At 64.6% G+C, this 14,535-nt stretch carries 11 protein-coding genes; 5 read left to right on the top strand and 6 right to left on the bottom strand.

The window, feature by feature from the left end:
• Positions 1 to 9 precede the first annotated feature (9 nt).
• Positions 10 to 585 (top strand): pyridoxamine 5'-phosphate oxidase, encoded by a 576-nt coding sequence (gene pdxH / locus RQH62_RS00085; RefSeq protein ID WP_311266717.1) that lies wholly within the window; start codon positions 10 to 12, stop codon positions 583 to 585.
• A 171-nt stretch (positions 586 to 756) separates the two neighbouring features.
• The gene (locus RQH62_RS00080; RefSeq protein ID WP_311266716.1) at positions 757 to 2,088 is read left to right on the top strand and encodes a dicarboxylate/amino acid:cation symporter; all 1,332 of its coding nucleotides are present in this window, start codon (positions 757 to 759) and stop codon (positions 2,086 to 2,088) included.
• A gap of 80 nt (positions 2,089 to 2,168) precedes the next feature.
• Here the strand turns inward: RQH62_RS00080 and ppk2 are convergent, their stop codons facing one another.
• From ppk2 to RQH62_RS00060, 4 genes are all read right to left on the bottom strand, one after another.
• On the bottom strand, positions 2,169 to 3,086 hold the full coding sequence (ppk2, locus tag RQH62_RS00075) for a polyphosphate kinase 2 (protein ID WP_311266715.1): 918 nt from the start codon (positions 3,084 to 3,086) through the stop codon (positions 2,169 to 2,171).
• 128 nt (positions 3,087 to 3,214) lie between these two features.
• A complete protein-coding gene (locus RQH62_RS00070; protein WP_311266714.1) occupies positions 3,215 to 4,633 on the bottom strand; it encodes a CapA family protein in 1,419 nt (472 codons plus the stop codon).
• A 98-nt stretch (positions 4,634 to 4,731) separates the two neighbouring features.
• A complete protein-coding gene (locus RQH62_RS00065) occupies positions 4,732 to 6,228 on the bottom strand; it encodes an ATP-binding protein (protein ID WP_311266713.1) in 1,497 nt (498 codons plus the stop codon).
• Positions 6,229 to 6,255: 27 nt separating this feature from the next.
• Positions 6,256 to 6,921 carry a response regulator transcription factor gene (locus RQH62_RS00060; RefSeq protein ID WP_311266712.1) on the bottom strand — a complete coding sequence of 222 codons (666 nt, stop codon included), beginning with the start codon at positions 6,919 to 6,921 and terminating at the stop codon, positions 6,256 to 6,258.
• A gap of 321 nt (positions 6,922 to 7,242) precedes the next feature.
• On the opposite strand from RQH62_RS00060, the gene RQH62_RS00055 reads away from it, so the two are divergent.
• From RQH62_RS00055 to RQH62_RS00045, 3 genes are all read left to right on the top strand, one after another.
• On the top strand, positions 7,243 to 8,826 hold the full coding sequence (locus RQH62_RS00055) for a serine hydrolase domain-containing protein (protein ID WP_311266711.1): 1,584 nt from the start codon (positions 7,243 to 7,245) through the stop codon (positions 8,824 to 8,826).
• Between the two features lie 74 nt (positions 8,827 to 8,900).
• Positions 8,901 to 11,624: a TonB-dependent receptor domain-containing protein gene (locus RQH62_RS00050; RefSeq protein ID WP_311266710.1), complete on the top strand. Its 2,724-nt coding sequence runs from the start codon at positions 8,901 to 8,903 to the stop codon at positions 11,622 to 11,624.
• Positions 11,625 to 11,684: 60 nt separating this feature from the next.
• A complete protein-coding gene (locus tag RQH62_RS00045; RefSeq protein WP_311266709.1) occupies positions 11,685 to 12,983 on the top strand; it encodes a M20/M25/M40 family metallo-hydrolase in 1,299 nt (432 codons plus the stop codon).
• On the opposite strand, the gene RQH62_RS00040 is transcribed toward RQH62_RS00045, so the two are convergent.
• Together RQH62_RS00040 and RQH62_RS00035 are read right to left on the bottom strand one after the other, a co-directional pair.
• On the bottom strand, positions 12,924 to 13,970 hold the full coding sequence (locus RQH62_RS00040; protein ID WP_311266708.1) for a cell wall hydrolase: 1,047 nt from the start codon (positions 13,968 to 13,970) through the stop codon (positions 12,924 to 12,926). The two genes, RQH62_RS00045 and RQH62_RS00040, sit on opposite strands and share 60 nt — an antisense overlap.
• A gap of 3 nt (positions 13,971 to 13,973) precedes the next feature.
• Complete coding sequence (locus RQH62_RS00035) at positions 13,974 to 14,411, bottom strand: MarR family winged helix-turn-helix transcriptional regulator (protein WP_311266707.1); 438 nt, start codon at positions 14,409 to 14,411, stop codon at positions 13,974 to 13,976.
• Positions 14,412 to 14,535: the final 124 nt, after the last annotated feature.

The following is a 14,535-nucleotide window of genomic DNA, read 5'->3' as shown; positions in this document are numbered from 1 at the left end:
GACACGGGCATGACCGATCCCTTCGCCCTTTTCGACGAATGGTACGCGCAGGCGCGCGACACCGAACTCAACGACAGCAATGCCATGGCGCTGGCTACGGCCGATTCGCGCGGGCAACCATCCGTCCGCATGGTGCTGCTGAAAGGGCATGGCCCGGACGGTTTCGTCTTCTACACCAATTTCGAGGGGCGAAAGGCCGGCGAATTGCTGGACAATCCGCATGCCGCCCTGCTGTTCCACTGGAAATCGCTGCGTCGCCAGATCCGGATCGAAGGATCGGTCGGCCCGGTCGACGATGCCACCGCCGACGCCTATTTCGCGACCCGCAGCCGCGACAGCCAGCTGGGCGCCTGGGCATCCGACCAGTCCCGTCCCCTGCCCGACCGCGCCACCTTCATGGAGCGGTTCGAGGCGGTCAGCGCGCGCTTCGATGGTGGCCCGGTGCCGCGCCCGCCGCACTGGTCCGGTTTCCGCGTGACGCCGGAGCGGATCGAGTTCTGGCAGGATCGCGAACATCGGCTGCATGAGCGCCGCCTGTTCGAGCGCGCCGGAAATGACTGGTTCGAAGGGCTGCTCTACCCCTGATATCCCGACGCGAAACGGCATGACAGGGGCGTGGAAAGACGCGCCTGCTTCGTCTTGTTCGATGTGCGTGGATGCAGCCCCGATTGCGGGTGCCGCAAGCGCCTGTTAGGTGTCGGCCTGACTGACGGGTAATGGAACAGGGGCGCGCGTGCGGGCCTCCAGAGGAATTTGATGCGAAACAGACTGACGGCCTTCATCCTCATCGGCATGGTCCTGGGGGTGCTCACGGGCTTTGTGGCCAATCTCTGGGTCGGCGGCGATGAAACGCTGGCGAAGGATGTGGCGGGCTATTTCCACCTGCTGGCCGACATATTCCTCCACCTGATCAAGATGATCATCGCGCCGCTGGTCTTTTCCACGCTGGTTGCGGGCATCGCGCATATGGGCGACAGCGCAGCGCTGGGGCGGATCGGCGGGCGCGCGCTCGCCTGGTTCATCATCGCCAGCCTGATCTCGCTGACTTTGGGCCTGATCTTCGTCAATTTCTTCGCACCCGGCGATGGCCTGAACCTCGTCCGGTCCGGTGCGGATGCGGGCGTCAGCACTGAAGCGCTCAATTTCCGCGACTTCATCCTGCACGTTTTCCCGACCTCCATGATCGGGGCGATGGCGGATAACCAGATTCTGCAAATCGTCGTCTTCTCGCTGTTCGTGGGCGTCGCGCTCACCGCCATCGGCGACAAGGGCAAGCCGATCATCGCCCTGATCGAATCGATGGTCGAACTGATGTTGCAGGTGACCGGCTATGTGATGCGTGTCGCGCCCTTCGCGGTGTTCGGCGCGCTGGCCTCGTCGGTGACGGTGCAGGGGCTGGGCGTCCTTAAAACCTATGGCGCGCTGGTCGGCGAATTCTACATCGCCCTCATCTGCCTGTGGGTGCTGCTGTTCTGTGCCGGCGCGATTTTCCTGGGCAAGCGGATGTTCAAGCTGATCCGCTATGTCCGCGAACCGATCCTGATCGCCTTCTCGACCGCCTCGTCCGAAGCGGCCTATCCCAAGATGCTGGAGCAGTTGGACCGTTTCGGCATCCCGCGCCGCATCTACAGCTTCGTGCTGCCGCTGGGCTATTCGTTCAATCTGGACGGGTCGATGATGTATTCGACCTTCGCGACGATCTTCATCGCGCAGGCCTATGGCATCGACCTGCCGATCGCGACGCAGATCACCATATTGCTGGTGCTGATGGTCACCAGCAAGGGCATCGCCGCCGTGCCGCGCGCGTCGCTGGTCGTCGTCGCCGCAACGCTCGGTCAGTTCGACCTGCCGGTCGAAGGCATCGCCTTCATCCTGGCGGTCGATCATTTCATGGACATGGGCCGCACCGCGACCAACGTGCTGGGCAATGCGATCGCCACGTCGGTCATCACCAAATGGGAAGGCATGCTGGAGGTCGAGGAGCCGATCGACGTCGCGCATCCCAAGGCCCCGGCGCATGGCGCCGCCCATGGTCGCGCCGGGCTGGAGCTGGCGCCGGACATGGTGGACGACGACCGCAAGGGGTAAGGTGCCCTCTCCCCTGCTGACATGAAAAAGCGCCTCCGTTCACAGCGAACGGAGGCGCTTTTTTAGAACCCGCCATTCATTCAGAAGCGGTCCGGCACATACATGTCCGCCGGCACCGGGTGGCGAATATAATCCTCATGCCGTTCGCGGTCGGGCAGGACGACCGGTTCCTTGGGCACATCCGCATAGGGAATCTGCTCCAGCAGATGGGCGATGCAGTTCAGCCGCGCCCGCTTCTTGTCGACCGCTTCCACCACCCACCAGGGCGCCTCGGCGATATGGGTGCGCTCCAGCATCGCTTCCTTGGCGCGGGTATAATCCTCCCAACGGCGGCGCGACTGCACATCCATCGGCGACAGCTTCCACTGTTTGAGCGGATCATGGATGCGCATGGCGAAGCGGAACTGCTGTTCGTCGTCGGTGATGGAGAACCAATATTTGATGAGAATGATGCCCGAACGGACCAGCATCCGTTCAAATTCCGGTACCGACCGGAAGAATTCCTCCACCTCATCCTCGGTGCAGAAGCCCATCACCCGCTCGACGCCGGCGCGATTGTACCAGCTGCGGTCGAACAGGACCATTTCGCCGGCCGCCGGCAGATGGGCGGCGTAGCGCTGGAAATACCATTGGGTCCGTTCGCGCTCATTGGGGGCAGGCAGCGCGGCGACGCGGCAGACGCGGGGGTTGAGCCGCTGGGTGATGCGCTTGATCGCGCCGCCCTTCCCCGCCGAATCGCGCCCTTCGAAGATCACCACGACCTTCAGCCCCTTGTGGACGATCCAGTCCTGCAAGCGGACCAGTTCATGCTGCAAGCGGAACAGCTCGCGAAAATAGGTGCGCCGCTCCAGCTGCTCGCGATCGGGATGCTCCTCCATGTCGGCGAGCATCGTTTCCAGCCGATCCTCGTCTATCTCCATCTCCAGTTCCTCATCGAAACTGTCGGCAATCTCTGCCTTGATGCGGTCCATGGCGAAGGTCGGGTCGTCGAAGGTCATGGCGTCACTCTCGATGCACAGGAGAATGCCCCCTCGTCGCACCGGGCGATGACAGTATATTGACGCTGCCCGCGCCAGCGGGACAAAAACAGGCCGGCCGCCCCGGAGGCGGCCGGCGTACATGGTGGTTACCTGGCCGCGCCCAGCTTGATGATACCGACGCCCTTTTCGATCATGATCTGCGTGCCATAGGGCTGCGACAGGCGCTGGAGCCGTTCCAGGATGCGCGCGCCCGTGACGGCGTCAGCCATGTGGGGCACGCCGCGCCCGGCGCCGCTGGCATTGACGCCGAGGTCGACGGGGTGGAGGCGGATTTCGCTCAGCTTGCCGTCGCGAAACTGGCTGACGGCAATCACCGTCTCATAGAGGTTGGGGTCGCCAAATTCCTTCGCGCCGCGCGCCTGGAGCAGTTCGGGCGCGGTGACGGTGCCGGGCGTGATGCCGAACTGGTCGTACATGTCGGCCGGCAGGTCATCGAGCGAGTTGTTCATCATCGCGAAGTTGCCGAGCGAATAGAAGATCGGCTTGCCCTTGTAGATTTCGATCCCGCGCAGCTGGTGCGGACCGTGGCCGACATAGACGTCCGCGCCGGCGTCGATCGCCTGATGCGCCAGCGGCTGGGCGAAGTTGGCGATGATCTGGCTGGCATTGCCGGGTTCATGATTGTGCAGCGAGAAGACGACGAAATTGCCGTTCTGCTTGGCCTGACGCACGGAGAGCAGATTGGCGGCAACATCCTTCACATTGAGATCATATTCGATCTTCATCGGCGTTGCGGGGTTGGCGGTGGCGCGGAACTCCCGGCCCTTCATCTTGACCGGCGTGCCGGGCTTGGTGCCGGCGAGGCGGGCGATGGTGGCGAGGTCCGTGTCCGACACCAGGCCGATTTCGGTGCTGCGGATGGTGTTGGCGCCGCCACGACCGGGCACCTTGCCCAGTGGATCGGCGGCAGGGGTCATCGGGGTGAAGCTGGTGGTGGCGGAAATCAGGCCGACGCGGCCGAACGGGCTGTCATGATAGGCCGGCGCGCGCGCGGCGGTCATGCTGCGGCCGGTGCCGGCATGGGTGAGATGCGCGGCGTCGAGCAGATCGAGTGTTTCGGCCATGCCCTCCACGCCCCAGTCAGTGGCATGGTTGTTGGCATGGCTGACGATGTCGATGCCCATCTTCGCCACGTCGGCGGGCACGGCCGGGTCGGCCAGCATCCAGGTGCCGCCCGATTCGGCCTGCGGCGATCCCTTGAAGCCGTTGAGGTCGAGTGCGGTCGTTTCGAAATTGCCGAAGGTGATATCGGCGCCGCGCAGGATGCGCAGCATGTCGGGCGACTGCTTCTCGATCGTCGCCAGCATCGGCCGCAAATAGATGAGGTCGCCGACCGCCGCGAAGCTGAAATCGCCGGCAATCGGCGTGCTGGGAACGGTGGAAGTGGTCAGCTGGCCGCCGCTTTCCTCTTCCTCGGCATGGGCCGGCAGGGCGGTGGTCAGGATGGCGGCGGCACCGGCGCAGAGCAGGGTGCGCAGCGCGCGGCGGTGGAAGATGGCAGGCATGAAGGCGGTCCCCTTGGACGATGCCGATCAACGGCAGACCCCAGGGAACTTAGCCAAGGCGGCTGACATGAACCTGTCACATGCCGGTGCGTCGGGTGTCAGGCCGGGGCGAGGCGGAAGCGAATGAGGACGCACAGCCCCTGCCCGGTGCGCCCGTCGCGCAACTCTATCTGCGCGCCCAGCCGGTCGGCCAGCGCGCGGGCGATCGGCAGGCCAAGGCCGGTGCCGGGGGCCGAGGTGCGGCCACTGATACGATAGAAACGCTCCCACACCTTGTCCCGCTGATCGGGGGGGATGCCGGGACCGTTATCGTCGATTTCGACCACCGCCTCCTGATCGTCCAGCCAGACGCTGACGGCGACCATGCCGTCAGGGCGGTTATAGCGGATGGCATTGTCGAGCAGATTGCCCAGCAACTCGCCTGCCAGCGCCGGCTGGCCGAGCGCCATCAGCGGGCCGTCCATGCAGTTATCATAGCCGATATCGAGGCTGGCGGGGGCCTGCGCGGCGCGGTCGGCGGTCACGGTGGCAGTGAGATCGGCCAGATCGAAGGGGCGCATCTGCATGTCGCCCTGATCCTCGCTGCGGGCGAGCGCGATCATCTGGCGCAGCAACAGTTCCAGCGAGTCGATCGCATGGGGGATGTCTGTCAGCGCCGCCTGTCCCTGCGGCGAGGTCGGACCATAGCGCTCCAGCACATCGAGATGGACACGGGCGACCGCGAGAGGCGTGCGCATCTGGTGCGAGGCGTTGGAGGTGAATTGTCGCAGCGAATTGCTCGCCCGTTCCAGCCGGGTCATGAGGCCGTTGAAAGCGGCAACGAAAGGGCGGATTTCGGCCGGGTCGGCGACGCTGCTGCGCAGACGGAAGGCGGGCGAGGCGTCCTGCTGCGCCATTTCCACCTGTTGGGTCAGGTCAATTAATGGGCGCAGGCCCCAACGAATCGCCCACCAGAAGAGCAGGCCCGTCACCGCCAGCACCGCAAGGCCGACCAGCAGCACCCGGATCATGAATTGATGCTCATAGGCGCGGCGATCGTCGATATAGTCGGCGATCTGGATGACGATCAGGGCGCTTTCGCCGGCGGGGCGGCGGATTTCCGTCGCGATGCGGGCCGGCTTGCCGTGCAGCTTGCCATCGCGCAGATAGGCGGCCTGCATCACCAGCTTTGCGTCGGCGGGATTGAGATAGCCGCGCACCAGCGGATTGGCCCTGTAGGCGTTGACGAAGGTGGCCGGCGCATGCGGGTCGATCACGCCATCCCATGTTTCGCGATAGTCGGCCGGCGGCGGCAAAGCGGGATCGCCCGCCAGCAACTGGTCCCCACGATAGACACTATAATGGACCACCGGTCGTGCGCGCCGCTGAAGCAGATGGACGGCGAGCGGCAGGAGATTCTCGCGCTCGGGCGACCGGCTGTTGTAGACGAGGCTGAGCGTGCGGACGGAACCAACCAGCACGCGGTCGACCGTGTCGGCCTCCGTATCATGCGTCACCCAGGCGGTGATGATCCCGAACAGCAGGACCAGCGCCGCCAGCGGCATCATCACCGCACCGGTCAGGCGCAGGCGCAGCGAGGGGGGCAGGTTCCGCATCAGCACGCTGTTAGCAGATTATGCGGGTCAGGCAGCCTCTATCATATAGCCAAGCCCACGCACTGTGCGGATCGCCGGGCCGGACGGCAGCAGCTTGCGGCGCAGGCGGCCGACATAGACTTCCAGTGCATTGGGGGTAACGGCATCGTCGAAGTTGAAGATTTCGGCCGACAGCCGCTCCTTGGCGATCACCTTGCCCGGCCGGCCCATCAACGTTTCCAGCACCGCCAGTTCGCGGCGGCGCAGGTCCAGCATCTTGTCGTCCAGATAGACGGTACGGCTGGAGCGATCGAACATCAGCGTGCCGATCCGCAGCATCGGGTCCAGTTGTCCCTGGCTGCGCCGCACCAGCGCGCGGATGCGGGATTCCAGTTCGCGCGGATGGAAAGGCTTGGCCATATAATCGTCGGCGCCGCGATCAAGACCCTGGATGCGATCATCCATCATGTCCCGCGCGGTCAGGATGATGATCGGCGTGGCCGCGCCGCGCGCGCGCAACTGGCTGAGCACGTCCAGCCCGTCCATGTCGGGCAGGCCGAGGTCGAGGATGATCGCGCAATAGGGTTCCTGGTCGGCCAGCTTCAGCGCGTCTTCGCCGTTGGTCAGGATATCGACGGCAAAACCCGCCGCTTCCAATGAGGCGACCATGCCGCGGGCGAGCCGCTCATCATCTTCCACCAGCAACAAACGCATGACCTGAGTAACCTTCCGTCCTGCGGACGCCTTCCCGCAATGGACATTAAATTGCGATACGCATCATGCGCAGGATTGCAAATGCGAAGTGTGCCGGCGCCGATCTTGCCTTTGATTACGCGCCCGGCTGCGTCCACCCCATTGTGTCAGGTTCATGACAGCGACTCCGGTTAGGACAATGGGAAAGACGAATGGCGGGATGACAATCCACAGCCTTCGAGTCGCAAAAAAATGACGCGCAAATAAGCGCTTCGCCATTTTCCAAGGGGAATCAGAACTATGATGACGGGTCGCTCCGCGGTTGCGGGGATATTGTTCTGCATGGCTGTTCCGCTGTCAGGCGGCGCTCTGGCGCAGACTTCCGCGCCGGCCGATTCCGCTGCGCTGGCACGCCTCGATGCCCTGTTCGCCAAATGGAACAGCAAGGACGCACCGGGCTGCGCCGTCGCCGTGTCGCGCAATGGTCAGGCGATCGCGACTCGCGCCTATGGCATGGCCGATCTGGAAAAGGCCGTCCCCGCCACCCCCGACAGCATCTATGAGGCCGGGTCGGATTCCAAGCAGTTCACCGCCGCCGCCATCCTGATGCTGGCGCGCGAGGGCAAGCTGTCGCTGGACGACGATATCCGCAAATATCTGCCCGAGCTGCCCGCCTACAGCGCGCCCGTCACCATCCGCCACATGCTGCATCACACCAGCGGCCTGCGCGACTGGGGATCGGTCGCGGCGATCGAAGGCTGGCCGCGCAACAGCCGCACCGCCAACAACGACGATGTGCTGGAGATCGCATCGCGCCAGACCGAGCTGAACTTCGCGCCCGGCAGCCATTATCTCTACAGCAACAGCAATTATAATCTGGCGGCGATCATCGTTGCGCGGGTCAGCGGCCAGTCGCTCGCCGACTTCACCAACGACCGCATCTTCAAGCCGCTGGGCATGACCCACACCAGCTGGCGCGACGATCATGGCGAAGTGGTCGCCGGCCGGACCGGCGCCTATGATTATCAGGACGGTATCTATCGCAACGATCAGGTGATCGAGGACGCCTATGGCAATGGCGGCCTGCTGACCACTGTGGGCGATCTGGTGAAGTGGCAGGCGGCGCTGGACGCCAGCACTTTTGGCCCCGGTTTCACCGAGCAGATGCAGACGCCGACCAAGCTGAACGACGGCACCCCGATCGCCTATGCGCTGGCGCTGGTGAACCTGGACCATCATGGCCAGCAGGAAGTCAGCCATAGCGGTTCGACCGGCGGCTATCGCGCCTGGATGGCGCGCTATCCCAAGCAGAAGTTGGCCGTGTCCCTGCTCTGCAACACCGGCAATGCCGACACGCCGGTGCTGGGCCGCGAGGTTGCGGATGTCTTCCTGCCGGCGTGGAAGGACAAATCCTACACGCCCAAGGGGCCGCTGCCTTCGGGCGTCTATGCCGACGGCGTGAACGGCTTCCCGGTCAAGTTCGATAGCGACGAGCAGGGCCGCCTGCGCGCCGACGGCAAGCTGCTGACCCCGGTTGGCCCCGGCCGATGGGCACAGCGCGAGGATATCTTCGCCTTTGGCAAGACCGGTCTGGTGCGTGAAAATCGCGAGGGCGAGAAGATCGACTATCGCAAGGTGGAGGCGGTCACGGCCTTCGACGCCAAGCCCTATGTCGGGAAGTTTTGCGGTGTCGATACCCATGCCTGCCTGACCTTCCGCCAGCAGGGCGAGGCGCTGGTCTATGGCGGTCCGCGCTGGGCCGACCAGACGCTCAGCCCTGCTTATGCCGACGTGTTCACGGGCGAAGCGATGCCCGACGCCGGCCGCATCACGGTGAAGTTCCAGCGCGACGGCAATGGCGCTGTCACCGCCCTGCGCTTTGGCGAGGGCCGTGCCTACGACCTGCTGTTCCGCCGGGCCGACTGACCAGATTTCAAACGCATAAAAGAGAGCCGCTCAGGTCGCGGACAAAAAAGCAAGAAGACGAAAAGGGACGATATATGACTGACTATAAGACCGGGTTGCGCAACCTGTTGATGGCCGGCACCGCCGGCCTGATCCTCTCGCTGGCACAGGGCGGCGTGGCGATGGCGCAGGTGAACACCCCCGCTGACAACGCAGCCGCCGACGAAGCCGAACCGGCGATCGTCGTCACCGGATCGCGCATCGACCGCAAGGGTTTCGAAGCGCCGACCCCCACGACCGTCATCGGCGAAACCGAACTGCGTCAGGGTGCCCGTCCCAGCATCGCACAGGTGCTGAACGACCTGCCCCAGTTCCGCGCGACCCAGTCGCCGGCCAGCACGGTCGCCAACACCAATTCCTCCTCTTCGGCGATGGATCTTCGCGGTCTGGGCGTTACGCGCACGCTGACCCTGCTCAACAACCGCCGCTTCACCGGCGCAGTCGACCTCAACACCGTGCCGCAGGGGCTGGTGAAGCGCGTCGAAGTCGTCACCGGCGGCGCATCGGCGGCCTGGGGTTCGGGCGCGATCGGCGGCGTGGTCAACATCATCCTGGACGATGAGTTGGAAGGCCTGACCATCGGCGCGCAGAACGGTATCTCCTCGCGCGGGGACGGCTATCGCTACAGCTTCGACGGCACCTTCGGCGCCAAGTTTGCCGATGGTCGCGGCCACTTCATGATCGGCAGCGAATATCAGCAGGACAAGGGCATCCTTGACCGCAATTCGCGCAAGAATGTCGGCAGCGCCAACATCTTCACCCCCGCCGGCGATGGTGCCCTCCCGATCCTGGTGCGCGACGTCAACGCCGCCAATACCAGCCTGGGCGGTCTCATCACCACGGGCAAGCTGAAGGGCCAGACCTTCAACACGGACGGCACGCTCCGTCCCTTCCAGTACGGCAGCATGGTGAGTGGCAATGGCACCACCATGGTCGGCGGCGAAGGCGTGGCCACCAACGACGAATATGCGCTGACCAACCCCTATCAGCGCGTCAACGCCTATGCCCGCGCCAGCTTCGAAGTCGGCGACGCCACCTTCTGGGCGGATGGCAGCTACAGCCGCATCTGGGCGAAATATCCCTTCTATGCGGAAAGCGGTTCGTACAGCATCTCGGCAACGAACCCCTATCTGTCGCAGGACATCCAGAACCAGTTGGCCGCCGCCAAGGAAAGCAAGGTCAGCATCGGCCGCGTGTTCGAAGATTATGGCTATCGCACGTTCGACTATTATCGCCAGAATGTGGAAGGCGCAGTCGGCGTCGACGGCAGCTTTGCGGACGGCAAGTGGCGCTATTCGGCTTATTACAGCCATGGCGAAATGCGCAACATGCAGAGCTATCACAACCAGATCACCGGCGCGAACCTGACCAATGCGCTGGACGCGGTACGTGACTCCAGCGGCAACATCGTTTGCCGCGCTGCCCTGACCGATGCCAACACCGCCTGCCGTCCGCTCAACATCCTGGGCACCGGCACGGCCGATCAGGCCGCGATCGACTATGTGTTCGGCAACACCGCGCGCGTCGTCTACACGACGAAGCTCGACAGCGCCGGCGCCAGCCTGCGTGGCGACCTGTTCGAAACCTGGGCCGGTCCAGTGTCGGTCGCTGTCGGTGCCGAAGCGCGCTGGGAAGAACAGGTGACCAACAGCCTGGACGCCACCTCGGCCGCCAAGGGCTTCAGCCGCTTCAACTTCTCGCCGCTCGACGGCGGGTTCAACGTGCAGGAAGGCTTCGGCGAAGTCGCCATCCCGCTGCTGGACCAGCCGTTCAGCAAGCTGGATATCAACGGCGCGGCCCGCTACAGCCGTTACAGCACCAGCGGTGGCATCTGGTCCTGGAAGCTGGGTCTGACCGACCGTATCTTCGACAATCTGCTGATCCGCGTGTCGCGTTCTCGTGACATTCGTTCGGGCAGCCTGGCCGAACTGTTCACCACCAGCACGACCAGCTTCACCACCGTCGTGGAAAACGATGAGAACGACACGCCGCAGACCTATTCGATCACACGCTTCGGTGGCGGGAACGCCAATCTGAAGCCGGAAGTCGGCAGCACGCTGACTCTTGGCGCAGTGTTCACACCCACTTTCCTGCCGGGCTTCAACCTGTCGGTCGATTATTATGACATCAAGCTGAAGGACGCGATTACCTCGCTGGGGGCGCAGGACGTCATCACCAACTGCGCCAACGGCAATACCGTGCTGTGCAGCCAGATCGTCCGTGACGCTGCGGGCGCACCCACGACCATCTACACCACCTATATCAACTTGGCCGAATATCGGACCAAGGGTGTGGATATCGAAGCGACCTACACCCTGCCGCTGAGCAAGGTCAGCGACAGCCTGGGCGGCACGATGCGCTTCCGTGGCCTCGCCACCTATGTGCCCAAGGTCATCATCAACGACGGCAACAGCACGGTCGACCGTGCCGGCGACGTGGGCGACAATGTCAACTTCGGTACGCCGCACTGGCGCGCGACGGGCGCGATCACTTACGCCAGCAGCGATGTGTCGGTTGACGCCCGCGTCCGCTATGTCGGCGGCGGCAAGTTCAACCATACGCTGCCTATCGCCAACAACGACATCGCCGCCCGCGTCTATGTCGATCTGGGGGCGCAGGCGACCATTGCCGATCGCTTCACGCTGTTCGCCAATGTGAACAACCTGTTCGACCGCGATCCGCCGCTGACCACCTATGGTGCGATCCATTATGACAGCATCGGCCGTTACATGACGGTGGGCGCAAAGGTCAGTTTCTGATCTAAGGACAAGATGGCGGCGCCGGGCCGGCGCCGCCATCAACTATAAAGGGGCATGAGAATGAAGCGGTCGCTGTTGAACATGATGCTGGCGGGTTCGCTCATCGCCCTGCCTGCGATAGCGGCCAGCGCCGCGCCCACCCCGGCCGACACGAAGCTGATGGCGACCATGAGGGCGCGCCCGGCGGTGAAGACCGCCCTCGCCGCGCTGGAGCAGGAACATGGCCAGTGGGTCGAGAATATCATCGCCCTGACCCAAATCCCCGCCCCGCCCTTCAAAGAGGCCGTGCGCGCGAAGGCCTATGCCGACATGTTCAGGGCGGCGGGCCTGGGCGATGTCGAGATTGACGAAGAAGGCAATGTGCTGGGCCTGCTGCGCGGCACCGGCAAGCCAGGCGCCAAGCTGGTCGTCGTGTCCGCCCATCTCGATACCGTATTCCCCGAAGGCACGGACGTCACCGTGCGCCGCGAGGGCGACACGCTGCACGCGCCGGGGATCGGCGATGACGTCGCAGGCCTCGCCACTCAACTCAGCCTGATCAAGGCGCTGGCCGCGGCGAAGATCAGGGCGCCCATGGACATCCTCTTCGTCGGCGATGTCGGTGAGGAAGGACTAGGCGACCTGCGCGGCGTCAAGCATTTGTTCCTCAAGGGCAAATATAAGGACCGCATCGCCAGCTTCTTCTCGATCGACGACGGGTCGGTCGATGGCCTGACCAATGGCGGCGTAGGCTCCAGACGCTACAAGCTGACCTTCAAGGGACCGGGCGGGCACAGTTTCGGCGCCTTCGGCATCGTCAACCCGATGACGGCGATGAGCCAGGCAATCGTGAATATCTACAAGATCCCGGTGCCCAAATCGCCCAAGACGACCTTCAGCGCCAGCGTGGTCGGCGGCGGATCGTCGGTCAATGCGATCCCGCGCGAAAGCTGGCTGCAACTGGACATGCGGTCGGAAAGCGCGGCGGAACTGGCGAAGCTGGAACAGGCGGTGCTGGCGCAGGTGGATGCCGGCGTGGCATCGGAAAATGCCGCGCGCTCGACCAAGGACGGCGCGATCAGCGTGGACAAGCAACTGATCGGCGATCGCCCGGCCGGCAACACCGATGCGGCCAGCCCGCTGGTGCAGCAAACCATCGCCGCCTATGCAACCGAGGGCGTGACCGCACGGCTCAGCTTCTCCTCGACCGACGCCAATGTGCCGATGAACCTGGGCATCCCCGGCATCACCATCTCGCGCGCGGCGACGGGCGGGCGCGGCCATTCGCTGGACGAATGGATCGACGTCAGCCCAGTTGAGTCACTGAAGGTGAAACGGATGAACCTGCTCGCCATCCTCGCCGCGGCGGGATATCGCTGAGCCACCGAGCGCGATCCGGGTCGCGGGGGCGGACGTGACGCTGGCGGCCGTCTCGACCGGCGGATCGCGTCGGGCGCCGGCGAGCAAGGGCATCACCGGTGCCGGCGTCCAGCTCTTGTTGGCGGGCGGCATGACCTGTCCCACGATCGGCCGGGCGGCGGCGCGAAGCTGGTCTTCGGACATATCCGCCGCCGCCATCACCGGCGGTACCGCGTCGCGATGCGCCAGCGAAAGCCGCGCGATCCGGCCAATCAGCGGCTCGGCCCCGCCGACCGATGCCTGAAAGGCCAGCGGCGTCCCCCACCAGCCGGTCCAGCGGAAGAAGAGATGGGTGCCGACCTTCGCCGTCTTGTCCAGGCTGGCGCTCCAATAGGGCACGACCCAGTCGGTATGATAATGGGTGGCAAGGCCCACCGGCCGGAACACTGCGCCCGTGAGCGCGGCGCTGGCGATCGTCCGCGCCCGCGTCCAGGCGGCAGGCGATGGCGTCCGCGCCAGTGCCCCGTCGCAAGTGAAGGTGAACTGACAGCCGGTCCGCCGCTCCTGCCCCTGAAAGACGACGCCGCACACCGATTTGGGGAAGGCGGGGTGGCGCACGCGGTTGAGCACCACCTGCGCCACCGCCTGCTCGCCGATAGCATCGTCGCCCGCCTCATAGATTTGGGCGGCGGCGAGGCAATCGGTGGCACGGGCCAGATCCTCCGCACCACCGACGAAGCGAAACGGACTGGCCGCGGGATTGGTCCGTTGCGAGAGGGGAATGGCCGCATTGAGCGCCCGCGCCTTGTCCATCGGGAGCGCATAGAGTTGGGCCGGCTCGACTTTGGGCAAAGGCGGCGGCTTGCCGGCCGGTATCGCCATGGCGCGGGCCGCGACCGGTGCCTTTGCCGGGGCAACGGACGGCGGCGCCTGCCATAGGGCCAGAGCCGCCAGCAGGATCAGCACCGGCAGGGCGCAAAGGGCGGTCCTGTGCACGGTGCGCGTCATGAGTCAGCTACAGTCGCGCAGACCGCTCGGGGGTCGGCGCGGGGCCAGAGGGACGAAGGAGATCGGTTGGATCGGCGCATTGCCGTGCGACGCCGCCTCGCCCACCTCGAACAGATGATGAAGGAAGGAAACCATCGCCTCCCGCCCCTTTTCGCTCAGTACCACCCGCATCCGGCGATGATCACGCGGGTCGAAGCGGCGGACGACGAGTTCGGCTTCCTCCAGGCTTTCGATGCGGCGCATCGTGCCTGTCGCGCTCTCGCCGGAGATAGCCATGATATCCTTGACGCAGAGGAAGCGCCCCTCCTCCGCCACGGCGAACAGTTCCAGCATGATGTCCCAGGCGGAATCGCGGAACACATGTTTGGGGAAATGCTCGGAACAATTGATCCGCGCCTGCTGCGTCTGGCGGGCGAGGGCGAGCAGCGAGACACCGGACATATCCGGGCTCGATGATCCCTCTCTTCGTTCGCGCGAGGCCATGCCATCTTCCTTGCATCGGGTTCTCGTGGAGCAGGCCCAAGGCTGCGCCCTCCACCTTAACGAATTATAAACGGCGTAATTT

The sequence above is a fragment of the Sphingobium sp. WCS2017Hpa-17 genome, assembly GCF_031843765.1.
In the GTDB taxonomy this organism is placed as follows: domain Bacteria; phylum Pseudomonadota; class Alphaproteobacteria; order Sphingomonadales; family Sphingomonadaceae; genus Sphingobium.
Note: the sequence above shows the minus strand (reverse complement) of the source record. Positions and strands in the feature narration are given on the sequence as shown.